At 71.2% G+C, this 25,827-nt stretch carries 26 protein-coding genes; 11 read left to right on the top strand and 15 right to left on the bottom strand.

Annotated elements, in window-relative coordinates; all coding sequences use genetic code 11:
* The first annotated feature begins 41 nt into the window (after positions 1–41).
* Together ACFYSC_RS01325 and ACFYSC_RS01330 are read left to right on the top strand one after the other, a co-directional pair.
* A complete protein-coding gene (locus ACFYSC_RS01325; RefSeq protein WP_389955013.1) occupies positions 42–740 on the top strand; it encodes a response regulator transcription factor in 699 nt (232 codons plus the stop codon).
* A gap of 11 nt (positions 741–751) precedes the next feature.
* Complete coding sequence (locus ACFYSC_RS01330; protein WP_389955016.1) at positions 752–1,864, top strand: sensor histidine kinase; 1,113 nt, start codon at positions 752–754, stop codon at positions 1,862–1,864.
* A 37-nt stretch (positions 1,865–1,901) separates the two neighbouring features.
* Here ACFYSC_RS01330 and ACFYSC_RS01335 read toward each other — a convergent pair whose 3' ends face one another.
* Entirely contained in the window at positions 1,902–2,843 is a 942-nt protein-coding gene (locus ACFYSC_RS01335) for an NlpC/P60 family protein (RefSeq protein WP_389955020.1), read from the bottom strand.
* A gap of 181 nt (positions 2,844–3,024) precedes the next feature.
* Positions 3,025–4,347 (bottom strand): NYN domain-containing protein, encoded by a 1,323-nt coding sequence (locus ACFYSC_RS01340; protein ID WP_389955023.1) that lies wholly within the window; start codon positions 4,345–4,347, stop codon positions 3,025–3,027.
* 239 nt (positions 4,348–4,586) lie between these two features.
* Here ACFYSC_RS01340 and ACFYSC_RS01345 point away from each other — a divergent pair, with 239 nt between their 5' ends.
* Together ACFYSC_RS01345 and ACFYSC_RS01350 are read left to right on the top strand one after the other, a co-directional pair.
* Entirely contained in the window at positions 4,587–6,311 is a 1,725-nt protein-coding gene (locus ACFYSC_RS01345) for a DEDD exonuclease domain-containing protein (protein WP_389955026.1), read from the top strand.
* A 63-nt stretch (positions 6,312–6,374) separates the two neighbouring features.
* Positions 6,375–6,662, top strand: a complete 288-nt coding sequence (locus ACFYSC_RS01350) for an Lrp/AsnC ligand binding domain-containing protein (RefSeq protein ID WP_362945608.1) — start codon at positions 6,375–6,377, stop codon at positions 6,660–6,662.
* A 170-nt stretch (positions 6,663–6,832) separates the two neighbouring features.
* On the opposite strand, the gene trpD is transcribed toward ACFYSC_RS01350, so the two are convergent.
* Positions 6,833–7,879 (bottom strand): anthranilate phosphoribosyltransferase, encoded by a 1,047-nt coding sequence (gene trpD / locus ACFYSC_RS01355; RefSeq protein ID WP_389955030.1) that lies wholly within the window; start codon positions 7,877–7,879, stop codon positions 6,833–6,835.
* Between the two features lie 38 nt (positions 7,880–7,917).
* Complete coding sequence (locus ACFYSC_RS01360; RefSeq protein WP_389956286.1) at positions 7,918–8,316, bottom strand: hypothetical protein; 399 nt, start codon at positions 8,314–8,316, stop codon at positions 7,918–7,920.
* Positions 8,317–8,513: 197 nt separating this feature from the next.
* On the opposite strand from ACFYSC_RS01360, the gene ACFYSC_RS01365 reads away from it, so the two are divergent.
* Genes ACFYSC_RS01365 through ACFYSC_RS01380 form a run of 4 tightly spaced genes read left to right on the top strand, consistent with a single transcriptional unit; the run spans position 8,514 to position 12,703 of the window.
* Positions 8,514–9,131 (top strand): heme-copper oxidase subunit III, encoded by a 618-nt coding sequence (locus tag ACFYSC_RS01365; protein ID WP_362945612.1) that lies wholly within the window; start codon positions 8,514–8,516, stop codon positions 9,129–9,131.
* A gap of 16 nt (positions 9,132–9,147) precedes the next feature.
* Positions 9,148–9,957, top strand: a complete 810-nt coding sequence (locus tag ACFYSC_RS01370) for a c-type cytochrome (RefSeq protein WP_389955033.1) — start codon at positions 9,148–9,150, stop codon at positions 9,955–9,957.
* Positions 9,954–11,060 carry a Rieske 2Fe-2S domain-containing protein gene (locus tag ACFYSC_RS01375; RefSeq protein WP_389955037.1) on the top strand — a complete coding sequence of 369 codons (1,107 nt, stop codon included), beginning with the start codon at positions 9,954–9,956 and terminating at the stop codon, positions 11,058–11,060. The genes ACFYSC_RS01370 and ACFYSC_RS01375 overlap by 4 nt, the downstream gene beginning before the upstream one ends.
* A complete protein-coding gene (locus tag ACFYSC_RS01380) occupies positions 11,057–12,703 on the top strand; it encodes a cytochrome bc complex cytochrome b subunit (RefSeq protein WP_389955040.1) in 1,647 nt (548 codons plus the stop codon). Before ACFYSC_RS01375 ends, ACFYSC_RS01380 begins: the two co-directional genes overlap by 4 nt.
* A gap of 168 nt (positions 12,704–12,871) precedes the next feature.
* Here ACFYSC_RS01380 and ACFYSC_RS01385 read toward each other — a convergent pair whose 3' ends face one another.
* The 4 genes from ACFYSC_RS01385 to coxB form a co-directional block, all read right to left on the bottom strand.
* Entirely contained in the window at positions 12,872–14,083 is a 1,212-nt protein-coding gene (locus ACFYSC_RS01385) for an Ig-like domain-containing protein (RefSeq protein WP_389955043.1), read from the bottom strand.
* Positions 14,084–14,283: 200 nt separating this feature from the next.
* Positions 14,284–14,679, bottom strand: coding sequence for a cytochrome c oxidase subunit 4 (locus tag ACFYSC_RS01390; protein ID WP_189244589.1), 396 nt, complete (start codon positions 14,677–14,679; stop codon positions 14,284–14,286).
* The gene (gene ctaD, locus ACFYSC_RS01395; RefSeq protein WP_389955047.1) at positions 14,676–16,337 is read right to left on the bottom strand and encodes a cytochrome c oxidase subunit I; all 1,662 of its coding nucleotides are present in this window, start codon (positions 16,335–16,337) and stop codon (positions 14,676–14,678) included. Before ctaD ends, ACFYSC_RS01390 begins: the two co-directional genes overlap by 4 nt.
* Complete coding sequence (gene coxB, locus ACFYSC_RS01400) at positions 16,334–17,005, bottom strand: cytochrome c oxidase subunit II (protein ID WP_389955051.1); 672 nt, start codon at positions 17,003–17,005, stop codon at positions 16,334–16,336. Before coxB ends, ctaD begins: the two co-directional genes overlap by 4 nt.
* A 292-nt stretch (positions 17,006–17,297) precedes the next feature.
* Here coxB and ACFYSC_RS01405 point away from each other — a divergent pair, with 292 nt between their 5' ends.
* A complete protein-coding gene (locus tag ACFYSC_RS01405) occupies positions 17,298–18,434 on the top strand; it encodes a cysteine desulfurase family protein (protein ID WP_389955054.1) in 1,137 nt (378 codons plus the stop codon).
* Between the two features lie 29 nt (positions 18,435–18,463).
* Positions 18,464–18,733 carry a sulfurtransferase TusA family protein gene (locus ACFYSC_RS01410; RefSeq protein ID WP_389955057.1) on the top strand — a complete coding sequence of 90 codons (270 nt, stop codon included), beginning with the start codon at positions 18,464–18,466 and terminating at the stop codon, positions 18,731–18,733.
* 117 nt (positions 18,734–18,850) lie between these two features.
* Here the strand turns inward: ACFYSC_RS01410 and ACFYSC_RS01415 are convergent, their stop codons facing one another.
* Both ACFYSC_RS01415 and erpA read right to left on the bottom strand, forming a co-directional pair.
* Positions 18,851–19,837 carry a carbohydrate kinase family protein gene (locus tag ACFYSC_RS01415; RefSeq protein WP_389956288.1) on the bottom strand — a complete coding sequence of 329 codons (987 nt, stop codon included), beginning with the start codon at positions 19,835–19,837 and terminating at the stop codon, positions 18,851–18,853.
* A 235-nt stretch (positions 19,838–20,072) separates the two neighbouring features.
* Complete coding sequence (erpA, locus tag ACFYSC_RS01420) at positions 20,073–20,426, bottom strand: iron-sulfur cluster insertion protein ErpA (RefSeq protein WP_362945633.1); 354 nt, start codon at positions 20,424–20,426, stop codon at positions 20,073–20,075.
* Positions 20,427–20,817: 391 nt separating this feature from the next.
* Here erpA and nadA point away from each other — a divergent pair, with 391 nt between their 5' ends.
* Entirely contained in the window at positions 20,818–21,972 is a 1,155-nt protein-coding gene (gene nadA / locus ACFYSC_RS01425; protein ID WP_362945636.1) for a quinolinate synthase NadA, read from the top strand.
* A gap of 161 nt (positions 21,973–22,133) precedes the next feature.
* Here the strand turns inward: nadA and ACFYSC_RS01430 are convergent, their stop codons facing one another.
* The 5 genes from ACFYSC_RS01430 to ACFYSC_RS01450 form a co-directional block, all read right to left on the bottom strand.
* Complete coding sequence (locus tag ACFYSC_RS01430; protein ID WP_389955061.1) at positions 22,134–22,883, bottom strand: SIMPL domain-containing protein; 750 nt, start codon at positions 22,881–22,883, stop codon at positions 22,134–22,136.
* Between the two features lie 197 nt (positions 22,884–23,080).
* The gene (locus tag ACFYSC_RS01435; protein WP_389956290.1) at positions 23,081–23,653 is read right to left on the bottom strand and encodes a hypothetical protein; all 573 of its coding nucleotides are present in this window, start codon (positions 23,651–23,653) and stop codon (positions 23,081–23,083) included.
* 4 nt (positions 23,654–23,657) lie between these two features.
* On the bottom strand, positions 23,658–24,569 hold the full coding sequence (htpX, locus tag ACFYSC_RS01440; RefSeq protein ID WP_362945642.1) for a zinc metalloprotease HtpX: 912 nt from the start codon (positions 24,567–24,569) through the stop codon (positions 23,658–23,660).
* A gap of 9 nt (positions 24,570–24,578) precedes the next feature.
* Positions 24,579–24,857, bottom strand: a complete 279-nt coding sequence (locus ACFYSC_RS01445; protein WP_362945645.1) for a hypothetical protein — start codon at positions 24,855–24,857, stop codon at positions 24,579–24,581.
* On the bottom strand, positions 24,854–25,747 hold the full coding sequence (locus tag ACFYSC_RS01450) for a PspA/IM30 family protein (RefSeq protein WP_389955064.1): 894 nt from the start codon (positions 25,745–25,747) through the stop codon (positions 24,854–24,856). The genes ACFYSC_RS01445 and ACFYSC_RS01450 overlap by 4 nt, the downstream gene beginning before the upstream one ends.
* Positions 25,748–25,827 lie beyond the last annotated feature (80 nt).

Raw genomic sequence — 25,827 nt, forward strand, 5'->3', positions numbered from 1 at the left:
CGCATACCCCGGCGATATGCCGGGCCGCCTAGGCTTCCGGCATGCGCGTACTGATCGTGGAGGACGAGCCGTACCTGGCCGAGGCCGTCCGTGACGGTCTGCGGCTGGAGGCGATCGCCGCCGACATCGCCGGCGACGGCGACTCCGCCCTGGAGCTGCTCAGCGTCAACTCCTACGACCTCGCGGTCCTCGACCGCGACATCCCCGGCCCCTCCGGCGACGAGATCGCCCGGCGCATCGTCGCCTCCGGCAGCGGCATCCCGATCCTCATGCTCACCGCCGCCGACCGGATCGACGACAAGGCCTCCGGGTTCGAGCTCGGCGCCGACGACTACCTCACCAAGCCGTTCGACCTCCGGGAGCTCGTGATGCGCCTCCGGGCGCTCGACCGCAGACGCGCCCACGCCCGGCCCCCGGTCAGGGAGATCGCGGGCCTGCGGGTGGACCCCTTCCGCCGGGAGGTCTTCCGGGACGGACGCTACGTCGCGCTCACCCGCAAGCAGTTCGCCGTGCTCGAGGTCCTCGTGGCCGCCGAGGGCGGGGTCGTCAGCGCCGAGGAGCTGCTGGAGCGGGCCTGGGACGGGAACGCCGACCCCTTCACCAACGCCGTCCGCATCACCGTCTCCGCGCTGCGCAAACGGCTCGGTGAGCCGTGGCTCATCGCCACGGTGCCCGGCGTCGGCTACCGGATCGACACCGGCGGCGCGGGCGGCGATCCCGCCCGCCCCGGCGCCCGTTGAGCAGGAGCCCGTTGAACAGGCGTCCGGGGCCCAGCGTCCGGCTGAGGCTCACCATCAGCTACGCCGGGTTCCTCATGCTCGCCGGCGCCCTCCTGCTGGCCGTGGTGTGGGTGTTCCTGCTGCGCTACGTGCCCGACGGCGCCCTCGGGACGGGGCCGGAGGCGGCCCGGCCCGGGGCGCCGGCCCTGCGGTTCATCCCCAACCGCACCGACCTCCAGCGCGCCTTCGTCCCCCGCGCGGCACAGGCACTGGCCTTCCTGCTGGCGTTCGGCCTGCTGGGCGGATGGATCCTCGCCGGCCGGATGCTCGCGCCGCTCACACAGATCACGGACGCGGCCCGGATGACCGGGAACGGGTCGCTGTCCCACCGGATCCGCCTGGAGGGCCGCCAGGACGAGTTCCGTGAGCTCTCCGACGCGTTCGACTCGATGCTCGAACAGCTGGAGTCCCACTTCGCCGAGCAGCAGAGGTTCGCCGCGAACGTCTCCCACGAGTTGCGCACCCCGCTGGCGATCTCACGGACGCTCCTCGACGTCGCCCGCAGGGACCCCGCGCGGGACCGGGACGAGCTCATCGAGCGCCTGCACACCGTCAACCAGCGGGCGATCGACCTCATCGAGGCCCTCCTGCTGCTCAGCCGGGGCGACCGCGGGAACTTCACCCGCGAGAGCGTCGACCTCTCCCTCCTCGCCGAGGAGGCCGCCGAGACGCTGCTCCCCCTCGCCGAGCAGCGCCGGATCACGCTGGACGTCACCGGCGGGGCGGCCAGGACCGGCGGCTCCGCCGAGCTTCTGCTGCGGATGGTGACGAACCTCGTCCAGAACGCCGTCGTCCACAACCTCCCCGCCGGCGGCACCGTGACGGTCCGCACCGAGGCGCACGACGGCACGAGCGTGCTGCGGGTCGAGAACACGGGCCGCAGGCTCCCGCCGGAACTGGTGCCGGCCCTCACCGAGCCCTTCCGGCGCGGAACGGAACGCGTGCGCACCGGCGAGCACCCCGGCGTCGGGCTCGGCCTGGCCATCGTGCACAGCATCGTCCGCGCCCACGACGGGACGCTCGTCCTCGCCCCCCGCCCCGACGGCGGCCTCCTCGCCACGGTACGGCTCCCCGGCGCGCCGTAGACGGGTGTCCCCGCCGGCCCCCGGGGTCCCGGGCGGCTCAGGGGCGGACGGCGCCGACCAGGGCGCTGCGGAGGGGAGCGATCTTGACGACGTCCCCGGTCTGCGGGGCGTGCACCATCTTCCCTCCGCCGACGTAGATGCCGACGTGGCCCAGGCCCGAGCTGAAGACGAGGTCGCCGGGCTGGAGCGAGCTGACCGGCACCCGGCGGCTGGCGCCCCAGCTCCACTGCTCCCAGGTGGTGCGGGGCAGACTGACGCCCCCGCTCCGCCAGGACGCCTGGACGAGCCCGGAGCAGTCCCAGCTCCCCGGGCCCGTCGCGCCGTACCGGTACGGCTTGCCGATCTGGGCGTAGGCGAAGGCGAGGGCGGCGCGGGCGTTGCCGGAGGCCGGGCCGTTGTACTTGATCCCGGTTCCGTTGGGATTGCCCCGCTGGTAGGTGCCCAGCCGGTCCAGGAGCCTGGTCTGCGCCTTGACCAGCTTCTCGACCTTGGCCTTCTCGCCGGCCAGCTCGTCACGCGTCTTGTCGGCCTCGGAGAGGGCGGTCTTGGCCCGGTCCCGGTTGTCGCGCAGCGTCTTGGTGGCCTCGTCGAAGGCGTTGAGGTAGCGGGCGCGGGAGGCGGCCATCTGGTCGGCCGCGGCCATGCTGCTCAGCAGGGACCCGGGGTCGCTCTGGTTGATCAGTCCCTCCCAGCCGGTCACGGAGCCGTACTGGTAGGAGCTGACCGCCATCGTGACGAGCTCCTCGCGCAGGCCGGCGACCTTGGCCGTCTGCTTGGAGAGGTCGCCGTTCAGCGTCTCGTACTTCTTGCGGGCCTTCTTCCACTTCTCGCCCGCCTGGTTGTACTTCTCGACGATCTTGTCGGCCTCGTCGTTGAGCTTCGCCAGCTTCCGCTTGGCCTGGGCGAGCGTGGGTTGCGGATCGGCGGTCGCACCGCCGACCGGCACCAGGAGCAGCGCGAGGGCGAGCCCCGCGGCCACCGGTACACGTCCAACCCAAACCGGCATACCCGCCACGGCCACAGTGCCGCCTCCCCAGTGCGAAGACCTGGGGCGAAATAGTACAGAACAGGTAAGGGCTGGCTCACCTTTTCGGGGGTTTTGCTTGATTTCGAAGTGATCTCTCCCGATGGCCCGGCGTGTCCCGGCCGGGACACGGGCCTCAGGTACGCCCGAGACGCCGCAGCAGCAGCACCGAGGGCACCGGCCGGGCGCCCATCCGGCGGACCGACTCGGCGACCTCCCGGTCGGAGGAGACCACCGCGACCGCGCGGCCGACCGGCTCGGCGCGGACGAGCTGGCGGATGAGGTCGTCGGCGATCTGCCCCGGCGAGCTGAACATCACCCGCACCCCCCGCGGGGCCGACACCGGCACCGGGCCGTTCAGCTCGGCGCCGTCGAAGACGCAGGTCAGCTCGACCCGGGTCTGCGCGTACAGCCCGCCGAGGCCGGTGAGCAGCCGGGCCCGCTGGTCGGCCAGGGTGAGCGTGCCGTACCCGGTCTTGGTGACGTTGTAGCCGTCCACGATCACGTGGATCTGCGGCAGCGCGAGCAGCTGGTCGAACAGGGCCGGGTCGTCGTCGGCGAGCGCCCGCGCGGGCACCGCCTGGGCCCCCTGCCCGCCGGGCGCCACAGAGAGCACCGAGTCGGCGGGCCGGTGGATGCCGGAGGGCAGGGCGAGCTCCCGGCGCAGCCCCGCGGCGGCGTCCTGGAGGGCGTCGAGCAGCATGCGGACCTTGGCGTCCTCCAGGCTGCGGCCCTCGCGGGCGGCCCGGCGGGTGGTCTCCAGCTGCCGCTCGGCGTCGGCGAGGCGCTCGCGCAGGCGGCGCAGCTCGCTCTCCCCCGCGCTGCCCGCCGACGCGGCGGCGGCCATGGCCTCGCGGGCCTCCTCCTCCGCCCCGGCGGCCCGCGCCTCGGCGGCCCGGGCGCGCTCGCGGGCGTCGTGCAGCCGGCGCCGCAGGTCGGAGATCTCCGAGCGGGCGCCCTTGAGCTGCTCGCGCAGCCGTTCGCCCTCCTCCTTGGCGGCGGTCTTCTGGGCGGCGAGCTGCTCGCGCAGCCGGGTGACGGTCTGCTCCATCGCCGACCCCTCGGCCGCGGCGGCCGACCGCTCCAGGTCGTCGCGGGCGGCCTCGACCATGTCCGCCCAGCCGGGCGGGCGCGTGAGGTAGGCCGCGGCGGCCACCAGGGACGGCTCTGCCGCCGGCGGCGCCACGCCCTCGGCGAGGCTCGCCACCAGGTCCGGCCACTCGGCCGCCAGCGCCTCGGCGACCACCTCGCGGAACTCCTTGTCGTTCTCCAGCTGGGCGGCGATCGGCGCGCTGCCCAGCCTGGCCCGCTTGCGCGGGTCGAACTTCGCGATCCCCCTGAGCGGGGAGGGCACGGCGGCGGCGGGCATCGCCCCCAGGACCTGCGCCGCCAGCTCCACGACGTGTGAGCGGACCTGCTCGGGCAGCGGACGAGACAGGCCCTCTCCGGCTGAACTCATCACGGCCCCTACTCGGATCGGTCTTGACGTCAAGGGTACGGCCAGCCCGCGACGGCACCGACCTGAGCGGAGATCACCGCGTACGGCCGTCCCCGGCGGCACCGGCCCGAGCGAAGATCACCGCGTGAGATCGGCCCCCGGCGGCACCGGCCCGAGCGGAGATCGACGGCTCCGGCCCGCCGGGCGGACACCGGGGGCCGGGCGGCGAATGTCGGTGGGGGCTTCTATGGTCTTGAACCGTGGAGTACGCCGTACAGGGAACGCTGGACGAGCTGGGCACCCCCCTCGACCAGATCACGTTCGTCGTGTTCGACCTGGAGACCACCGGTGTCTCCGCGGCCGAGCACGCGATCACCGAGATCGGCGCGGTCAAGGTCAGGGGCGGCGAGGTCCTGGGTGAGTTCGCCACGCTGGTCGATCCCGGGTCCCCCATCCCCCCGTTCATCTCCGTGCTGACCGGCATCACCGACGGCATGGTCGTGGCCGCCCCGAAGATCGAGGCGGTGCTGCCGTCCTTCCTGGAGTTCGCCCGGGGCGCGACGCTGGTGGCGCACAACGCCGGGTTCGACGTGGGCTTCGTCAAGGCGGCCTGCGCCGCCCACGGCCATCCCCCGCCCGACCACCCGGTGGTCGACACCGTGGTGCTGGCCCGCCGGCTGCTGACCCGTGACGAGGCCCCCAACTGCAAGCTGGCCACGCTGGCCCGGCTCTTCAGCGGCACCGAGCCCCGCCACCGCGCCCTGGCCGACGCCCGCGCCACGGTGGACGTGCTGCACGCGCTGCTGGAGCGGGCCGGGTCCTTCGGCGTGCACACCCTGGAGGAGCTGCGCGGCTTCACCCGGGCGCCCACCCGCGAGCAGCGCCGCAAGCGCCATCTCGCCGACTCGGTGCCCGCCGCCCCGGGCGTGTACGTCTTCGAGGACCACCGCGGCGACCCCCTGTACGTCGGCAAGAGCGTCGACCTGCGCACCCGCGTGCGCAGTTACTTCACCGCGAGCGAGACCCGCCCGCGGATCCGCGAGATGGTCGGGCTGGCCGAGCGGGTCAGGCCCATCGTCTGCGCGACCCCGCTGGAGGCCGAGGTCCGGGAGCTGCGGCTGATCGGCTCGGCCAAGCCGCGCTACAACCGCCGGTCGCGCTTCCCCGAGCGGGCGGTCTGGCTGAAGCTGACCGCCGAGCGGTTCCCCCGCCTGTCGATCGTCCGCGAGGTCAAGGACGACGGCGCCGCCTACCTCGGCCCGTTCGGCGGCTCCCGCGCCGCCGAGGACGCCCGCGCCGCCCTGCACGAGACGGTCCCGCTGCGGCAGTGCACCGAGCGGATCACCCCCCGCTCCCGGCGCCCGGCCTGCGCCCTGTTCGGCATCGGCCGGTGCGGCGCGCCCTGCGAGGGCCGGCAGAGCCCCGAGGAGTACGGCGAGCTCGCCGCGGCCGCGCGCCGGGCGATGGAGCTGGACGCCTCGGCGGTCTTCGCCGCGATGGAGGCGCGGATGACGCGCCTGTCGCTCGACCAGCGCTACGAGGAGGCCGCGGCCGACCGCGACCGGCTGGCCGCCTACGTCCGGGTCGCCGCGCGCATGCAGCGGCTGCGGGCGCTGACCTCCCTCCCCCATCTCGTCGCCGCCGCCCCCGCGGCGGACGGCGCCTGGGAGGTCCACGTCGTACGGCACGGCCGGCTGGTCTCGGCCGGGGTCATGGCCCGCGGCGTCCACCCCGTGCCCTTCGTGGAGGCGCTGGTGGCCACGGCCGAGACCGTCGTGCCGGGGCCCGGCCCGCTGCCCGCCGCCCTGGCCGAGGAGACCGAGTGCGTGCTGCGCTGGCTGGAGGGCCCCGGAGTGCGGCTGGTGCAGGTGGAGGGCACCTGGAGCCTGCCGGTGCACGGGGCCGGGCGGCTGCGGGCCCGCATCGACCACGCCTACCGCGGGATGGACTCCCACCGGCCGCGTGAGGGCCGCCCGGAGCGCTGATAGCTTCTGAGACTGCAAGCAGCTTTGCGAGACTGCAAGCCGCACTCAACGAGGAGGAAGCCCGTGGTCACCGCGATCGTGCACATCACCGCCGAGGTGGACCGGATCCCCGAGGTCGCCCAGACGATCGCCGAGCTCGACGGGGTGAGCGAGGTGTACTCCATAACCGGCGAGTACGACCTGATGGCGATGGTGCGGGTCCCTGCCTACGAGCAGATCGCCGAGGTCATCCCGGGCAGGATCAACAAGGTGCCCGGGGTGCTGCACACCGAGACCCACGTCGCCTTCCGCACCTACTCCCGGCACGACCTCGACGCCGCCTTCTCGATCGGCCTCGGCGAGTCCGACTGACGTCTCCCCGGCCGGCCCGCGCGACGGACGGGGCCGGCCCGGCCGGGTCCCACGGGCGGACTCCCGGCCGGGTTCCACGGGCGGACTCCCGGCCCGGATCCCTCAGGCCCGGATCCTCAGGGTCCGGGCCCTTCGGCCCCGTTCCCGGCTTCCGGCCCGGGTTCCGGGGCTCAGGCCCGCTTCAGCGACCGGCTGGCGGCGATCCAGCGGTCGAGGAGCGCGGCGGCGGCGCCGGAGTCGACGGCCTCCACCGCGCGGGCGTAGGCGGCCGTCATCGCGGCGTCCAGGTCGTCCTCCGGGCCGTCGTGGGCGACCAGCGCGGCGGCGGCGTTGAGCAGCACCGCGTCGCGGACCGGCCCGGTCCGGCCGCCGACCAGGTCTCGGACGGCCTGGGCGTTGAAGACCACGTCGCCGCCGCGCAGCGCGTCCGGGGCCGACCTGGGGATGTCCAGCACGGCCGGGTCGAAGACGGTCTGCGTGGCGGATCCCTCACGCACCACCCAGACCGTGGAGGTGGTGCCGGTGGTGAGCTCGTCCAGCCCGTCGTCGCCCCGGAAGACCAGCGCCGACACGCCGCGCTCGGCGAACACTCCGGCGATCACCGGGAGCATGCGCGGCTCGAAGATGCCGATCGCCTGGGCCTGGGGCCGGGCCGGGTTGGTCAGCGGGCCCAGGAAGTTGAACACCGTCGGGATGGCCAGCTCCTTGCGGGCCGGACCGGCGAAGCGCAGCGCCGGGTGGTAGAAGGCCGCGAAGCAGAACGCGATGCCCACCTCGGAGGCCAGCCGGGCGGTGGCGGCGGGCGGCAGGTCGAGCACGATCCCGAGGTGCTCCAGGACGTCGGCGGCGCCCACGGAGGAGGACGCCGAGCGGTTGCCGTGCTTGACGACCCGCGCGCCCGCGGCGGCGGCCACGATCGCGGCCATCGTGGAGACGTTGACGGTGTGGGCGCGGTCCCCGCCGGTGCCGACGACGTCGACGACGCGGCCCTCGACGGTCAGCGGCGTGGCGTGGTCCAGCATCGTGCGCGCCAGGCCGGTCACCTCCGCGACCGTCTCCCCCTTGGCCCGCAGCGCCACGGCGAAGCCGGCGACCTGCGCGGGCGTGGCCGTACCGGACATGATCTCGTTCATCGCCCAGGCGGTCTCGTCCGCCGTCAGGTGCTCACCGGCGATCAGGGCCGACAGCAGCGCGGGCCAGGTGGTGCGCGCGTCCATGGGGTCTCCGGGGTCCTCGGGGTCTTCGGCGGGCGGGGTCAGTGGGCGGTCAGGCGGCCGGACAGCCGGCGGCGCATCAGGCCGGCGACGGCGTCGGCGAGCGTCACCGGGTCGATGGGCTGCGGCACGACGGCGTCGGCCCGCGACCACTCCGCCAGCCAGCGGTCGTCCCTGCGGGCGATCAGCAGGCAGATCGGCGGGCAGTCGTGGACCTCGTCCTTGGCCTGGCGGGCCACCCCCATGCCGCCGGCCGGCTGGGCCTCCGCGTCGAGCACCGCCACGTCGATCTCGCCGGAGTCGAGGTGCTGGACGACCTTGGCGTGGGTGGCGCACTCCACGATCTCCACGAGGGGCACGTCGGCGGCCGGGCGCCTGCCGACGGCCTGCCGCACCTTCTCCCGGGTGGCGGCGTCGTCGCTGTAGACGAGGACCCTCATCTTGTCGTCGGTGCTCACGGTCTGCGCTCACTCATCCCTTGTCGATGTATGGTCACCTGGGATGCTACCGGTCACCCCGCCCGCGGACCCAGGGCGGAGGCACTGACGGACGGAAAACTCTGTTCGTCCTGTTTGAGGTGACATTCAGGGCCCCTATCGGGGGGCCGTGCGGCGACCCGACCAGGGGAGCCGCAATAATGCTGGGCGTGGCGACAGCATCCGCAATCTCAACGACGACGACAGCACACTCGTCCCGCAGGCCCGACCTGGTCAGCGTGGGGACGATCGTCTGGCTGTCCTCCGAGCTCATGTTCTTCGCGGCGCTGTTCGCGATGTACTTCACCATCCGGTCAGTGAGCATCGGCCGGGGCATGCCCTGGCCCGAGGCTCATCTGAACGTCCAGTTCTCGCTGGTCAACACGATCATCCTGGTCCTGTCGAGTGTGACCTGCCAGCTTGGCGTGTGGGCGGCCGAGAAGGGCCAGGTCGCCAAGCTGCGCTTCTGGTACATCGTCAGCTTCCTGATGGGCGCCGTGTTCGTCGGCGGCCAGCTGTACGAGTACAGCCAGCTGGTCCACGAGGGGCACACCCTGTCGCACTCCGCGTACGACTCGGTGTTCTTCCTGACCACGGGCTTCCACGGCCTTCACGTGACCGGTGGACTGATCGCGTTCCTGTTCATGCTGGGACGCACGTACGCCGCGAAGCGCTTCACCCGTGAGCAGGCGACCAGCGCCATCGTCGTGTCCTACTACTGGCACTTCGTCGACGTGGTCTGGATCGGCCTTTTCGTGACCATCTACGGCATTCACTAAGGAATCGGGGATCTCTGTGACTAGGATCACCGCTGGACGGCGGCATCCCCTCGCGAGATACGCCGTCCTGCTTCTGGCCCTCGGGCTGCTCGGAGGTCTCTACACCTTCGTGGCCTCGACGACGGGGCGCGCCGACGCCTCCATCGCGGCGGGCCGGGCCGACGACGTAGCCGAGGGCAAGAAGCTCTTCCAGCAGAGCTGCGCCAGCTGCCACGGCTTCAACGCCGAGGGCGGCGACCAGGCGCCGTCGCTGGTCGGCGTCGGCGCCGCGGCCGTCGACTTCCAGGTCAGCAGCGGGCGCATGCCGCTGGCCAAGCCCGAGGCCCAGGCGCCGCGCAAGCCGCCGCCGCCGTGGGTCAACGAGACGACCATCCGCCAGCTCTCGGCCTACATCCAGTCGCTGGGCGGCGGCCCCGCCGTCCCCGCGGCCGAGCAGGTCGACCCGGCCAAGGGCGACCCGGCCAAGGGCGGCGAGCTGTTCCGCGCGAACTGCATCCAGTGCCACAACTTCGTCGGTGCCGGAGGCGCCCTGACCCAGGGCAAGTACGCCCCGAACCTGACGCAGTCCACCCCGACGCAGATCTACGAGGCCATGATCACCGGTCCGCAGGCCATGCCGGTGTTCAACGACAGCATCATCACGCCCGAGCAGAAGCGGGACATGATCGCCTACATCACGGGCGTCCGCAGCCAGGTCGACCCGGGCGGCGCCGGTCTCGGCCGCATCGGCCCGGTCACCGAGGGTCTGACGGCCTGGATCGTCGGTCTCAGCCTGCTCGTCCTGGCCGCCATCTGGATCACCGCGAAGAAGCGACAGGCCAAATGACTGACAACAACCACGACATCGAACAGCCCGAGGGGCGCGTTCCCAAGCGCGTCATCGGCACCCCCTCGCCCGCCACGAGCACGCCCGTGCTCGGCGTCGACGAGCGCCCCGGGGACCAGAGCGTCCCCGGGGTCGTCCCGCAGGCCGAGGCGACCGCGAGGAAGGGCGAGCGGATCGCCGCCCTCTGCTTCCTCCTGACCGCCCTCGGGGGCGTCGCCTTCATCGTCTCCTACGTGGTCTTCCAGGTCGGGGACATCGACTCGGCGCGCGCCTCCAACGTGGCCCTGGGCGGCTCGCTCGCCCTCGCGCTGCTGGCCATGGCCGCCGGCATGGTGGTCTGGGTCCGCCTGGTCATGCCGAAGTACAACATGGTCCAGGAACGCCACGAGATGGCCTCCGACGGCCCGACCCGCGAGTACGTCACCGAGACGTTCAAGCACGGCGTCGACGAGAGCGGCTTCGTCAAGCGCCCGATGCTGCGCCGTACGCTGCTGCTCGCCGCGGCCCCGCTGGGCCTCGCGCCGCTGGTCCTGCTGCGCGACCTCGGCCCCCGCTACAAGGACTTCCCCGCCAAGCTCCGGCACACCGTCTGGGGCGAGAAGACCAAGGACGGCAAGCCGCGCAGGCTCGTCGTCGAGGGCACCGGCGCGCCGATCCGCGCGGCGGACTTCAACTCCCCCGGCGGCATCCTCTCCGTGGTGCCCGAAGGGTACGAGCACGACCTGAACGCGCTGGCCAAGGCCACGCTGATCCTGCTCAAGTTCCGGCCGGAGGAGCTCAAGTCCGGCACGAACCTGAACTGGACGCACGACGGCATCGTGGCGTACTCGAAGATCTGCACGCACGTCGGCTGCCCCGCGGCCCTGTACGAGCAGACCACGCACCACATCCTCTGCCCGTGCCACCAGTCCACCTTCGACGCCGCCGACGGCGCCAAGGTGATCTTCGGCCCGGCGGCCCGGCCTCTGCCCCAGCTCCCCATCGACGTCGACGAGGAGGGCTTCCTCGTCGCCACGGCGGACTTCGCCGTCCCGCCCGGTCCCAGCTTCTGGGAGCGCGGGGACGCCGAGGCGAAGGTCCGTGAGAACGGAGGCCACGCGTGAGCACCACGACCGTCCCGAAGCCCATCGCGGGAACGAGCACCTTCCTCGACGACCGCCTGGGCGCCGGGAACTTCATGCGGCGCAACCTGAGGAAGATCTTCCCCGACCACTGGTCCTTCCTGCTGGGTGAGATCGCCCTCTACTCGTTCATCGTCCTGCTGCTGACCGGCACGTTCCTGACGTTCTTCTTCAAGCCCAGCATGGGCGAGGTCCCCTATGACGGCTCCTACGAGCCGCTCAAGGGCGTCATGATGTCCGAGGCGTACGCCTCGTCGCTGCACATCAGCTTCGACGTGCGCGGCGGCCTGCTGATGCGGCAGATGCACCACTGGGCGGCCCTGCTGTTCATCGGCGGCATGATGGTGCACGCGCTCCGTGTGTTCTTCACCGGTGCGTACCGCAAGCCGCGCGAGCTGAACTGGCTGATCGGCGTCGGCCTGCTGACGCTGGCCCTGCTGGAGGGCCTGACCGGCTACTCCCTCCCCGACGACCTGCTCTCCGGCGCCGGTCTGCGGATCACCGAGGGCGTGGCGATCTCGCTGCCGCTGGTCGGCACCTGGATCACGTTCTTCCTCTTCGGCGGCGAGTACCCCGGCGAGGACGTGATCTCCCGGTTCTACTCGCTGCACATCCTGCTCATCCCGGGCATCCTCCTGGCGCTCATCTCCGCCCACATGATCCTGATGTGGGTGCAGAAGCACACCCAGATGCCGGGCAAGGGCCGGACGAACGAGAACGTCGTCGGCGCGCCGTTCTACCCCGCCTTCATGGTCAAGGCCGGCGCCTACTTCATGTTCACCTTCGGCGTCATCGCGCTGCTGGGCGCCTTCGCCCAGATCAACCCGATCTGGCTGTTCGGCCCCTACACCCCGGCGGACATCTCGGCCGGCTCGCAGCCCGACTTCTACATGGGCTTCCTGGAGGGCTCGCTCCGCCTGATGCCCGCGTGGGAGATCAACGTCGCCGGGTTCACCCTGCCGATGAGCGTGCTGATCCCGGCGCTGGTCCCGATGGGGATCATCATGACGGGCCTGGCGCTGTACCCGTTCATCGAACAGTGGGTCACCGGCGACCGGCGCGAGCACCACATCGCCGACCGCCCCCGCAACAACCCGCACCGCACCTCGATCGGCATGGCGGCGGTCACCTTCTACGGCGTCCTGTGGCTGCTGGGCGCCAACGACGAGCTGGCCGCGTTCTTCCACGTCTCGCTGAACGCGACCACCTACACCGGCCGGGTACTGATCTTCCTCGGCCCGGCGATCGCCTACTACGTCACCTACCGGATCTGCCTCGGCCTGCAGCGCGCCGACGCCGCGGTCATCGGGCACGGTGTGGAGTCGGGCGTCATCAAGCGCCTGCCCACCGGTGAGTACATCGAGGTCCACGTCCCGCCGAACCCGATCATCGAGGCCCACGTGCGCGGCAAGGCCGCGGTCCCGATGCTCCCGGGCGCGGACGGCGACGGCGGCGGCGAGCGCGACGGCGTGCCGCCCAGGCAGCTGCGCGGCCCGATCGGCAGGCTCCGCGTCAAGATGAGCCGGGCCTACGGCGGCGAGAAGATCCCGCTGGAGGACGGTCACGGTCACGGCGACGAGCACGCCGCGATCGAGCCGGGCGAGGACAGGTCCCTCACCCACTGATCCACCGCTGATCCGCCACGGGAAGGGCCCGGACACCGCCACGGTGTCCGGGCCCTTCTTCCGTCTCCACACGGCCCCTCAGGGCTTCGTACGGCCTCACCGGCCGATGACCCCTGAAGCTGGGGCGACGACGTCCGTACGGCCCGCTCAGGGCCTTTCGGAGGGTGGTCACAGCTCCTCGGTGACGAAGTGCTTGGTGCTGCTCCACTTCAGCCAGTCCTTCCAGCTCTCCTGCCACTGCCCCCAGCCGTTGGTGGGCTCCAGCGGGCGCGGCGAGCCGGTGATGATGATCGGGTCGCCGATCAGCGTGTTGTCGAGGAACCACTTGGCGTCCGCCGGGCTGACGTTGACGCAGCCGTGGCTGACGTTGGAGTTGCCCTGCGAGCCGACCGACCACGGCGCGGCGTGGACGTACTCGCCGCTGTTGGAGATCCGCACCGTGTCGTAGACGGTCATCTGGTAGTAGCCCGACTCGCCGGGACCGATCCCGGGCGATGTCATGACCGTGACGTTCTCGCGTGACATGGCCAGGTGGATGCCGTTGGTCGTGTAGTACTTCCACGCGCCGCCCTGGCCGGCGCTCATCGGCATCACCCGCACCTTCCTCCCGTCGCGCCTGACGGTCAGGTAGTGGGTGTCGGTGCTGCCCCGGGTGATCTGCGAGCGGCCGACCTTGAAGTCCAGCGTGAGGTTCCGCTTGCCGTACAGGCCGTCGCCGCCGCGGACCCCGGCGAGGCGGGCCTCCAGCCTGACCTTTGTGTGGGCCGGCCAGAAGGTCTTCGGGCGGAAGTGCACGGTCTTGTCGTCGAACCAGTGCCAGGCGCCGGAGACCGGCTTGGAGGCGGTGACCAGCAGGTTCCGCTCGACCGAGACGCGGTCGGTGATCGGCTTGTCGAAGGTGAGCATGATCGGCATGCCGACGCCGACGGTCAGCCCGGTGTCGTCCCTGTTCGGCTGGACGCTCTCGATCGAGAAGGTCTCCCGGGCCTTGACCGTGGTGAAGGAGCTGGTGGTCTGGGTGAGCTTGCCGTCGGGGTTCACCGCGGTCACCGTGACCCGGTAGGAGGCCCCCGGCGGGATCGTGCCCCAGCTGTGCCAGCGGGTGCCGTCGGCGCTCATCGCGCCCGCCAGGGGGCCCTTGCGGCCCGTGACGGTGACGTTCTTCAGGGTGCCGTCGCGGGCGGAGACCAGGACGGTCGCGTCGGTCGGCACGTTGAGGGCCCCGTTGAGAGGGCTCACGGCGACGGCGGCGTCGGCGCGCGGCGTGGCGCCCGGCGTGCCCGCCGTCCGGGTGGAGGTGGTGTCCGAGCAGGAGGAGGCCGCCAGCGCCAGGGCCAGCAGGCTCACCCCCCATATCGGACCACGGATCGCCTGCCGCACATGAACTCCCTGTCCCGGTTCTGAACCACTAATTCAGTTATTACCCGGAGTAAGGGGATCACTACGGAGGACATCCGGCTTGTGCAGCTAACAAACGCCAAAAAGCGGACCACGGAAACTTTCCGTGGTCCGCTTTCGGATGTCCCGCGGGGCCCTCGCCGCGGCGGGGACCCCGTGGGGGCGGAGACCGGCGGGGCCGGTCAGTGGGAGAAGTGCCCCCGGTAGTACTCGAAGACGAAGCCGATCATGCTCATGATGACCGCGAAGACACCGATCATGAACAGCCACCAGCCGATGACCAGGCCGACCGCGGTGAGCGCGACGGCCAGGCAGACGAACAGCGGCCACCAGCTGTGCGGGCTGAAGAAGCCCAGCTCCCCGGCGCCGTCGGCGATCTCGCCCTGCTTGTCGTCCTCGGGCTGGTCGCCGATGCGGCGGGCGGTGTACATCAGGTAGTAGCCGATCATGAAGGCGAAGCCCACCGAGATGGCCATCGCCGTCGTGCCGACCGGCTCCTTGGACCAGTACCAGTAGACGACGTCCACCGCGGCGAAGAAGACGCCGCAGAGGATGAACAACCAGCCCTGAACCTTCATCGGGCGTCCTCCAGCTCACGAGGCGCGGTCACGTGCGGGTACTTGAGGTCGAACGCCGGACGCTCGGAGCGGATGCGCGGCAGCGAGGTGAAGTTGTGCCGCGGCGGCGGGCAGGAGGTCGCCCACTCCAGGGAGTTGCCGTAACCCCACGGGTCGTCCACCGTGACCTTCGGCGCGTACTTGGCCGTCTTCCAGACGTTGTAGAGGAACGGCAGCGTGGAGGCGCCGAGGATGAAGGCTCCGACCGAGGAGATCATGTTCAGGTCGGTGAAGCCGTCGATCGGGCTGTAGTCGGCGTAGCGACGCGGGAAGCCCTCGGCGCCCAGCCAGTGCTGCACCAGGAAGGTGGTGTGGAAGCCGATGAACAGCGTCCAGAAGTGCCACTTGCCCAGCCGGTCGTCCAGCATCTTGCCGGTGAACTTCGGCCACCAGAAGTAGAAGCCGGAGAACATCGCGAAGACCACGGTGCCGAAGACGACGTAGTGGAAGTGGGCCACCACGAAGTAGGAGTCCGAGACCTGGAAGTCCAGCGGAGGCGAGGCGAGGATGACGCCGGTCAGACCGCCGAAGAGGAAGGTGACCAGGAAGCCGACCGCGAACAGCATCGGCGACTCGAACGACAGGTGGCCCCGCCACATCGTGCCGATCCAGTTGAAGAACTTCACCCCGGTCGGGACCGCGATGAGGAACGTCATGAACGAGAAGAACGGCAGCAGCACCTGGCCGGTCGGGAACATGTGGTGCGCCCACACGGTGATCGACAGGCCGGCGATGACGATGGTCGCGCCGACCAGGCCGATGTAGCCGAACAGCGGCTTGCGGCTGAAGACCGGGATGACCTCGGTCACGATGCCGAAGAACGGCAGCGCGATGATGTACACCTCGGGATGGCCGAAGAACCAGAACAGGTGCTGCCACAGGATCGGCCCGCCGGTCTCGGGGGCGAAGATCTGCGCGCCGAGCTTGCGGTCGGCCTCCAGGGCCAGCAGGGCGGCGGCGAGCACCGGGAAGGCCATCAGCACCAGGATCGAGGTGAGGAGGACGTTCCAGGTGAACAGCGGCATGCGGAACATGGTCATGCCGGGGGCGCGCATGGTGACGATCGTGGTGATGAAGTTCACCGCGCCGAGGATCGTGCCCAGACCGGAGATGGCCAGGCCGCAGATCCACAGGTCGCCGCCGACGCCGGGCGAGCTGATCGCGTTCGACAGCGGGGTGTAGGCGAACCAGCCGAAGTCGGCGGCGCCGCCCGGGGTGAGGAAGCCCGACAGGGCGATGAGGCTGCCGAAGGTGAACAGCCAGTAGCTCACCATGTTCAGCCGGGGGAAGGCCACGTCCGGCGCGCCGATCTGCAGCGGCATCAGCTCGTTGGCGAATCCGGCGAACAGCGGCGTGGCGAACATGAGCAGCATCACCGTGCCGTGCATGGTGAACAGCTGGTTGAACTGCTCGTTGGTGGTGACCTGCAGACCCGGCTGAGCCAGCTCCGCCCGCATGATCAGCGCCATCACGCCGCCGATCAGGAAGAACGCGAACGAAGTGATCAGATAGAGGTGCCCAATGATCTTGTGATCGGTGGAGGACAACCACTTCGCGATGACGGAGCCCTTGCGGTCCGGCACCGGGACGGAGGTGAGGGGTTCGTTAAGTGCGGTCACTGGGCACCCGCCTGACTAGCGACGTACTGGTCGAACTCGGCCTGGGGGACGAGCTTCACCGAGAAGAGCATGCGACTGTGGTCCACACCGCACAGCTCGGCGCAACGGCCGGCGTAGACGGCGGGCTTGTTCAGCGTGTCGACCTCGAACTTGTTGTCCACGCCCGGGATCACGTCACGCTTGAAGTGGAAGGCCGGCACCCAGAAGGAGTGGATGACGTCCGGCGAGTGCAGGTCGAACTCGACCTTCCTGTCCACCGGGAGCACCAGCTGGGGGCCCTTGGTGTAGTCGCTGACCGGCCGGCCGACGACCTCCACCTGCTTGCCGTTGTAGTCGGTGGTGAAGCGCCAGCTCCACTGGAACGCCTCGACCTTCACCTTCACGTCGGGCTTGCCGGACATCTGGTCGATGTAGGTCTCGTCCCGGGCGGTGAAGTAGAAGAACACGCCGACCATGATGATCGGGACCACCGTGTAGAGGATCTCGATCGGGAGGTTGTAGCGGACCTGGGGAGGCAGCTCCTCCTTCGAGTTCTTCCTCTTGCGGTGGAAGGCCGCGGACCACAGGATCAGGCCCCACACGACCACACCGGTGGCGAGAGCGGCGATCCAGGATCCGTTCCACAGACTCTGGACCGTTTCGGCCTGCTTGGTGATGCCGACGGGCATGCCGGCGCGCTTCCACTCATCGGCACTGCACGCCGTCACGGAAACCAGCAGCAGCGCCAGAGCGGCAGCGCGTGGCACCCGGCGGCGGGCCAACGGACGCCGTGCAGAACGGCGGGTCGGACTCACGGATCGCCTACCCCACAGATGAAGCCCAGAAGTCACTCCTGGGCGGTCGTTTGTTCGTATTAACAACTCGTAGTTCACAGCTTCACGCTGGGGGACACATTAGCGCGGACTCACCTCGCCCCCCCGCGCAGCCCCCGGTTCCACCGAGCGGTGCGACGATTGAGGAATGGCGTACTTCGACGCGGCCTCCACCGAACCGCTGCACCCCCAGGCGCGCGAGGCGCTGATCGCGGCGCTCGACGCCGGCTGGGCCGACCCGGCGCGGCTGTACGGCTCAGCCCGCCGCGCAAGGATGTTACTGGAACAGGCGCGCGCCGAGGTCGCCGAGGCGATCGGCACCCGGCCCGACGAGGTCTCCTTCACCGCCTCCGGCACCCAGGCGGCGCATCTGGGCGTGCTCGGCGCGCTGTCCGGCCGCCGCAGGGCGGGCCGCCGCCTGGTGGTCTCCGCGGTGGAGCACTCCGCGGTGCTGCACGCCGCCGCGCTGCACGAGCGCGACGGCGGAACCGTCGAGACGGTCGGCGTGAACCGGGCGGGCGCGGTCGATCCGGCCGCCTTCGCCTCGGCCGTCGGCGCCGGGGACACCGCCCTGGCCTGCCTGCAGAGCGCCAACCACGAGGTGGGAACCTCACAACCGGTGGCCGAGGCCGCCGCGGCGTGCGCCGAGGCGGGCGTGCCGCTGCTGGTGGACGCCGCGCAGACCGTCGGCCGGATGCCGGTGCCGGCCGGCTGGTCGGTGCTGACCGCGAGCGCGCACAAGTGGGGCGGCCCGGCCGGGGTCGGGGTGCTGGCGGTCCGCAAGGGCGTCCGGTGGCGTTCCCCGCTGCCGGAGGACGACCGGGAGCGGCGGCGGGTCCCGGGGTTCGAGAACGTGCCGGCGATCATCGCCGCGGGGGTCGCGCTGCGGGCCGCCGCCGCCGACGCGGCCCGGGAGTCGGCCCGCCTCTCCGCGCTCGTGGACCGGATCAGGAGCGAGGTGCCGAGGATCGTGCCGGACGTCGAGGTCATCGGCGACCCCGTGGCCCGCGCCCCGCACATCGTCACCTTTTCGTGTCTTTACGTGGACGGCGAGGCACTGTTGACAGAGTTGGATAGGGCGGGGTTCGCCGTGTCGTCCGGCAGTTCGTGTACGGCGAGCACGCTTCGCCCGTCGCATGTCCTGGAGGCCATGGGGGTGCTGACACACGGGAACCTCCGGGTGTCGCTGCCCCGGGGGGCCTCCGCGGCGGACGTCGACCGCTTCCTCGCCGTCCTGCCGGACGTGGTGAAGAGGATCCGCGAGGAAGCGGGGATGCAGCCGTGACCGACCATTCTTCGGGGAGTGAAGTTGCCATGACGGCCGGCCAGACGACCGCGGAGGGAGCCGGGCAGACCCCGGCGCTGACCATCGACGCGCTGGGCAAGAAGTGCCCGATTCCGATCATCATGCTCGCCCAGCAGATCAACGACGTCCCGCGTGAGGCGATCGTGTCGGTCCTCGCCGACGATCCCGCGGCGTTCACCGACATCCCGGCCTGGTGCCGGCTCAAGTCGCACCACCACGTGGCCAGCCACGAGCTTCCCACGGGCGGCTGGGCCATCCACGTGCGGCGCAACTACTGAGCCGCACGGCCCGGCACGGGCCGTCCGCCGCCGTGCCCGGCGTGCCGTACGGCCGGGACCGCCTGGTCCCGGCCGCGGATCACCCCGCCCGCCACGGGGTGATCCGCGAGGCAGGCGCTAGGGGTGGTGGCAGCGCACGTGGCGGGAGACCTCGTCGGCGGCCTCGGAGCCGTAGGCGGCGGCGAAGCGGTCGAGGAAGACCCGCTGGCCGAGGCGGTACTCCTGCCCGCCGACGTGCTCCAGGACGTGGGTGGCGGTGAGGTTGCCGAGCTGGCCGCAGCGCTCCAGGGACAGACCCCAGGCCAGGCCGGCCAGGAATCCGGCGCGGAAGCCGTCGCCGACGCCGGTGGGGTCGGCCTTGCCCAGCTCGGGAACGGCGGGGACGTGCAGGATGGGCTCGCCCCTGCGCTCGATCGCGACGCCCTTGGGGCCGAGCGTGGTGACGCGGACCTCGACGCGGTCGAGGACCTCGTCGGCGGACAGCCCGGTCTTCTGCTCGATCATGCCCTTCTCGTAGTCGTTGCTGAACAGGTAGGCGGCGCCGTCCAGCAGCGGGCGGATGTCGTCGCCGGACATGCGGGCGATCTGCTGGGAGAAGTCCGCGGCGAAGGGGATGCCGCGCCGGCGGGCCTCCTCGGTGTGCCGCAGCATCGCGTCGGGGTCGTTCGGGCCGACCAGGACGAGGTCGAGGCCGCCGAGCCGCTCGCCGATCGGGCCGAGCTCGATCAGCCGGGCCTCGGCCATCGCGCCGGTGTAGAACGAGGCGATCTGGTTGTGGTCGTCGTCGGTGGTGCACAGGAACCGGGCCGTGTGGTGCAGCTCGGAGGTGTGCACGGAGTCACAGTCGACGCCGTGCCGCTCCAGCCAGGACCGGTAGTCGGCGAAGTCGGCGCCGACCGCGCCGACGAGGACGGGCCGAAGGCCGAGGCACCCCATCCCGAAGGCGATGTTGGCCGCGCAGCCGCCACGGCGGATCTGCAGGTCGTCCACGAGGAACGACAGGGACACCCGGTCGAGCTGGCCGGCGATCAGCTGGTCGCTGAAGCGCCCCGGGAAGGTCATCAGATGGTCGGTCGCGATGGAACCGGTGACGGCGATGCGCACGGGGTTCTTCTCCTCGTTGTCGGCATCAGGAAGATGGTCGTGGGGCGGGCCGTGCAGGCGTGCGGACACCCTGGCATCGGGCATGCGGACACCCTGACATCAGGCGTGCGGACACACGGCTTCGGGCATGTGAACACACTGACATCGGGCGTGCGGACACATGACTTCAGGCGTGCGGACACACGACGGCCCCGCCGGGTGGGTCAGCTCACCCGGCGGGGCCATCGTATTGCGACTAGTTGAAAGAGTCGCCGCAGGCGCACGAGCCCGTGGCGTTGGGGTTGTCGATCGTGAAGCCCTGCTTCTCGATCGTGTCGACGAAGTCGATCGTCGCGCCCATGAGGTAGGGGGCGCTCATCCGGTCGGTGACCACACCGACCCCGTTGAAGTCGGAGACGACGTCGCCGTCCATCGAACGGTCGTCGAAGAAGAGCTGGTAGCGCAGGCCGGAACAGCCGCCGGGCTGCACGGCCACGCGCAGCTGGAGCCCCTCCTCGCCCTGCTGCTCCAGCAGGCTCTTGACCTTGGCGGCGGCGGCGTCGCTGAGGATCAGGCCCTGCGCCGTGGTCTCGCTGCTCTCAACCGACATGTTGGTGACTCCCGCGTCTACGTCAACCGCCCGTTCGAGACGGTTGTCTGTTTCTGACGTCCTACTAAGACGCTACCAACACCCGCGCGGGCCCACACATTCCTGCGGGTCCGCCCTCCCGGCGCCGGCGCGCCGTGACCGGGCTCGCCGACCCGTGCGGACCCTCCCCCGCACGGCCGCGACACCGCCGCGACACCGCGGAGACACGGCCGCGACATGGCCGCCACGCGGCCCGGCCGGTCGCCGTGCCCCCGGGCCCGCCGGGGACCCCGCCCGTACGGCCATGCCCCCTCCGATCAGGACGTTCACCCCGATCGGCTCCCCCGGGAACAAAAACCCCCGGCCGTGTGTCATCATTAGTCGTCACTTCGACGATAAGGGGGTGGTGGTCGTGACGACCACCGAGACCGGCCTTCCGCTCTTCGTCCTCGGCAGGGAAACCGACCCGCACAGCGAGCGCGGTGTCGACTGCCCCGGCGAGCTGCCGCCCGCGTCCGACCCGGCGCTGGTGGAGCGGGCCCGCCGGGCCAAGGCCGCGCTGGGCGAGCGGGTCTTCGTGCTGGGCCACCACTACCAGCGCGACGAGGTCATCCAGTTCGCCGACGTGACCGGCGACTCGTTCAAGCTGGCCCGCGAGGCCGCGGCCCGGCCCGGCGCCGAGTACATCGTCTTCTGCGGCGTCCACTTCATGGCCGAGTCGGCCGACATCCTCACCTCCGACGCGCAGCAGGTCGTCCTGCCCGACCTCGCCGCCGGCTGCTCCATGGCCGACATGGCCACCTTCGACCAGGTCGAGGAGTGCTGGGAGGCGCTGCAGGACGCCGGGATCGCCGACGTCACCGTCCCGGTCACCTACATGAACTCCAGCGCCGACATCAAGGCGTTCTGCGGGCGCAACGGCGGCGCCGTCTGCACCTCCTCCAACGCCCGGCGCGCCCTCGACTGGGCCTTCTCCCGGGGGGAGAAGGTGCTCTTCCTGCCCGACCAGCACCTGGGGCGCAACACCGCGGTGCTGGAGATGGGCCTGTCCCTGGACGACTGCGTCGTCTACAACCCGCACCGGCCGAACGGCGGGCTGACCGCCGAGCAGCTCGCGAACGCCAAGATGATCCTGTGGAAGGGGCACTGCTCGGTGCACGGCCGCTTCAGCGCGCAGTGCGTCGACGACGTCCGGGAGCGCATCCCCGGCGTCAACGTGCTGGTCCACCCCGAGTGCCGCCACGAGGTGGTCACCAAGGCCGACCACGTCGGCTCCACCGAGCACATCATCGAGACGCTGCGGCGGGCGCCCGCGGGGTCCTCCTGGGCCGTGGGCACCGAGCTGAACCTGGTGAAGAGGCTCGCCCGGATGTTCCCCGACAAGAACGTCACGTTCCTCGACCGGACCGTCTGCTACTGCTCGACGATGAACCGGATCGACCTGCCGCACCTGGTGTGGGCTCTGGAGTCGCTCGCCGCCGGTCAGGTCGTCAACCAGATCACGGTCGACGACGACACCGCGCACTGGGCGAAGGTCGCCCTCGACCGGATGCTCGCACTGCCCTGACGGTCCCCGGGGCCGCTTCCCCGGGTCGCCGGGGACCCCGGATCACGCGATCGGCGCGGCCGCGCACCGCTTTCCCGAGGCCACCGGGTCCACCGGGTCCACCGGGGACGGTGAACGCCGCGACGCCCCCGCCGCCGCTTCCCGGGCGGCGGGGGCCGCGGCTAGAGCACCATCGAGTAGACCACCTGCACGTGCACGGAGACGTTCTGCTGCCCCGGGCTGATCGAGCTGCGGTCGGCGACCCCGGCGGCGGCGAACATGATGGGCCGCGGCGGCGTGACGTCCTGCTCCCTGATCGTGATGACGTCGCCGAGCGTGCCGCCGGCCAGTCCCGCGTACTGCTGGGCGCGGGCCTTGGCGTCGGCGAACGCCCGGTTCCGGGCGGCCCGCAGCGCGGCGCCGTTGTCGGAGAGCTCGAAGGAGACGCCGTTCAGCCGGGCCTCGGGTCCGACGGAGACAATCGTGTCCACCACCTTGTCGGCGTTGTCGAGGTCGCGCACCACGACCTCGACGCCCTGCGCCGCCCGGTACCCGGCGATCTTCGGATAGTCGTCGTACACCGGGGCGAGGGACAGCTCGGTGGTCCGCAGGTCCTTGGGGTCGACGCCCGCGTCGAGCAGCGCCTGGGTGAGCTTGGCGGCGGCCTGGCGGGCCTCGGAGAACGCCTGTCCCGGCGTGTCGGCGCGCACCTCGACGCCGGCGTTCAGCCGCATGACGTCCGGGGTGACGAGCAGTTCGCCCTCCCCCGTGACCGTGACCTTCGGAGGGTAGTCGTCCGCCGTCGCCCGCGCCGTTCCGGGTGCGGTCGCGGCGCCGGGGTCGGTGCCGGCCAGGGCCGTGCCACACATGCCCGCGGTGGCGATCGCGGCCGCCGCCGCGGCGACGGCCAGGGCGTGAGATATCTTGATCATGAAGTCATGGCACCACGGGGCGGCGGGCCCGCCGGGGAGCCCGCCGCGCGCCCTGTCATGTCTTGAGGAGCAGATTACGGCGCGTTCCCGTCGTCCGGCCGGCGCGCCGTGACGCCGCGAGGAACTCAGCGCGCCATGACGACGCCGGAGGCTCCGTACGCCGCGGCCCCCGGAGAACCCCGTTCGGCCGGGCGCCGCTAAAGGCCCGGTGCGCCCCAGAGGGGGAACCAGCGGTCGAGATCGGGCTCGATGGGCAGCTCGTCATCCAAGGCGGCGCGCACCTGGAGTTCCAGTGCGCTGTCGCGGTGCTGCCCCGACAGGGGCGCGAACGGGTAGAAGGTGCCCCGCTTGTACAGGTAGACCAGCGCCAGGCCCCGGCCGGTCGGAGCGGAGAAGCTGACCAGCGAGCACAGCAGGGACGGGCCGAACCCGGCCGACTCCAGGGAGGAGTTGACCGCGTGCAGGCCGGTGACCAGCTCGCCGAGCCCGTCGGGCGAATGGCGCATGAACAGCCAGGTGTAGCCGTAGGGGTCCTGGGTCTCCTCGACCGGCGGGCCGTCCCCGGCGGCGAGCAGGTCCACGACGTCCTCCTGCAGCCGGTTGAACGCCTCACCCTCGGCCGAGCGGAAGCAGACCGACCCGTTCCCGGTCGGAGCCAGGCCGGTCGCCGCCTGCAGCGTCACCGCCGCCGACGGCAGCGCGAACAGTGCGTCCAGGTCGGGCTGCGCCGGCTCCGTACGGCCCAGCATCGCGTCCCACCAGCGTTTCACCACGTCACGCCCCTCTGCCCAGTTCGGCGGAGATCCTGCCGAGCTGCTCCAGCCGCCGGTCCAGCGGCGGGTGGGTGGCCAGCAGGGCGGCCATGGCCGTGCGCCCCGACACCGCGGGGGCGAAGAAGAACGCGTTGAACGGCTCGGCCTCCCGCAGGTCGCGGGTCGGGATGCGGGCCATGTCCCCGCTGATCTTGGTGAGCGCGCTCGCCAGCGTCGAGGGGCGGCCGGTCAGCAGCGCGCCGGCCCGGTCGGCCGCCAGCTCGCGGTAGCGCGACAGCGCGCGGATCAGCAGGAAGCTCACCGCGTACACCACGACCGACACCAGCAGGATGATCAGCCCGACCGGCGGGCCTCCCCGGTCGTCGCGGGCGCGTCCGCCCAGACCGCTGTAGAGGGCGAGGCGGGTCATCAGCCCGGCGACCACCCCGAGGAAAGAGGCGATCGTCATGACGGCGACGTCCCGGTGGGCCACGTGGGACATCTCGTGGGCGAGGACGCCCTCCAGCTCCGGCTCATCCAGCCGGCGCATCAGGCCGGTCGTCACGCAGACCACCGAGGTGCGCTGGTTGCGGCCGGTGGCGAACGCGTTCGGGACGTCCGAGTCGGCGATCGCCACCCGCGGCTTCGGCATGTCGGCCAGCGCGCACAGGCGGTCGACCAGGGCGTGCAGGGCGGGGGCCTCCCGTGGTTCGACCACCCGCCCGTGCATGGCGAACAGGGCGATGCGGTCGGAGGCGAAGAACTGCACCAGCAGGATGCCGCCCGCGATGAGCAGCACCACGACCGCCCGGACGCCCAGGGAGATCAGCACGCCCACGAACACGACGTACAGCAGCCCGAGCAGGAACATGGTCAGGACCATGCGCCTGGTCAGGCCCCTATCCCGGACAAATCGGGTGTGTGCTGACGTCATATGGACAAACTAACCGGGAATCAGCCCCTCATCCCCGAGCATCTCCCGCACTTCGTCCATGGAAGCGTCGGCCGGAGGCAAAATCAGCTCCGAGGACTCCAGGCTGTCGTCCGGCAGCGGCTTGCCCACGTGGCGGATCTTGTCGAGCAGGTCGTGCAGGCAGCCCCGGAAGGCGCCCTCGTCACCGGACTCGATCGCGGCCTCCAGCCGGCCGTCGAGCGCGTTGAGGACCTCGAGGTCCTCGGGGGCGATCTGGATCTGCCCCTCGCCCATGATGCGGACGATCATCGGCCCTCCCCCGGCTGGCCGTACTCCTGGGTCGGCTGCCCGTACGGCTGCTGCTGCGGCTGCGCGGGCGGCTGCTGGGGGGCCTGCTGATGCTGATGCTGATGCTGATGCTGCTGGGGAGCCTGCTGGTGGGAGGGGGCGTGGCCCTGCTGGGCCGGGCCGGACTCGATCGCGCCCTGCGGCGCCGGGGCCTGTCCCAGCTCGGCCTTCATCCGGGCGAGCTCCAGCTCCACGTCGCGGCCGCCGCCCATGCGGTCGAGCTCGGCCTGGATGTCGTCGCCGCGCTGGCCGCTGAAGTCGTCGAGCGCGCCGCTGGCGAGCAGCTCGTCGATGGCGCCCGCGCGGGCCTGCATCGAGGCGGTCTTGTCCTCGGCCCGCTGGATCGCCAGGCCGACGTCGCCCATCTCCTCGGAGATGCCGGAGAACGCCTCGTTGATCCGCGTCTGCGCCTCGGCCGCGGTGTAGGTGGCCTTGATGGTCTCCTTGCGGGTGCGGAAGGAGTCGACCTTGGCCTGCAGGCGGTGGGAGGCCGTGGTGAGCTTCTCCTCCTCACCCTGGAGGTTGTCGTGCTGGACCCGCAGGTCGGCGATCTGCGTCTGCAGGGCGCCGCGGCGGGTCAGCGCCTCGCGCGCCAGGTCCTCGCGGCCCACGCTGAGCGCCTTGCGGCCCTGGTCCTCAAGCTTGCGGGACTGGGCCTCGATCTGGTTGATCTGCAGTTCCACCCGCTTGCGCGAGGTCGCGACATCGGCGACCCCCCGGCGCACCTTCTGCAACAACTCCAACTGCCGCTGGTAGGAGTAGTCGAGGGTCTCGCGCGGATCCTCCATCTTGTCCAAGGCGTTGTTCGCCTTGGACCTGAAGATCATGGAAAGTCTCTTCATCACGCTCATGCGCGTCGGCCGTCCCCTTCTTCAAATGCGCTATCGGGTCTCCCGGGTGATCTCCGGCCCCCCGGGAGAACAACCGGAGG

This window comes from Streptosporangium sp. NPDC004379, assembly GCF_042873875.1.
Classification (GTDB): Bacteria; Actinomycetota; Actinomycetes; order Streptosporangiales; family Streptosporangiaceae; genus Streptosporangium.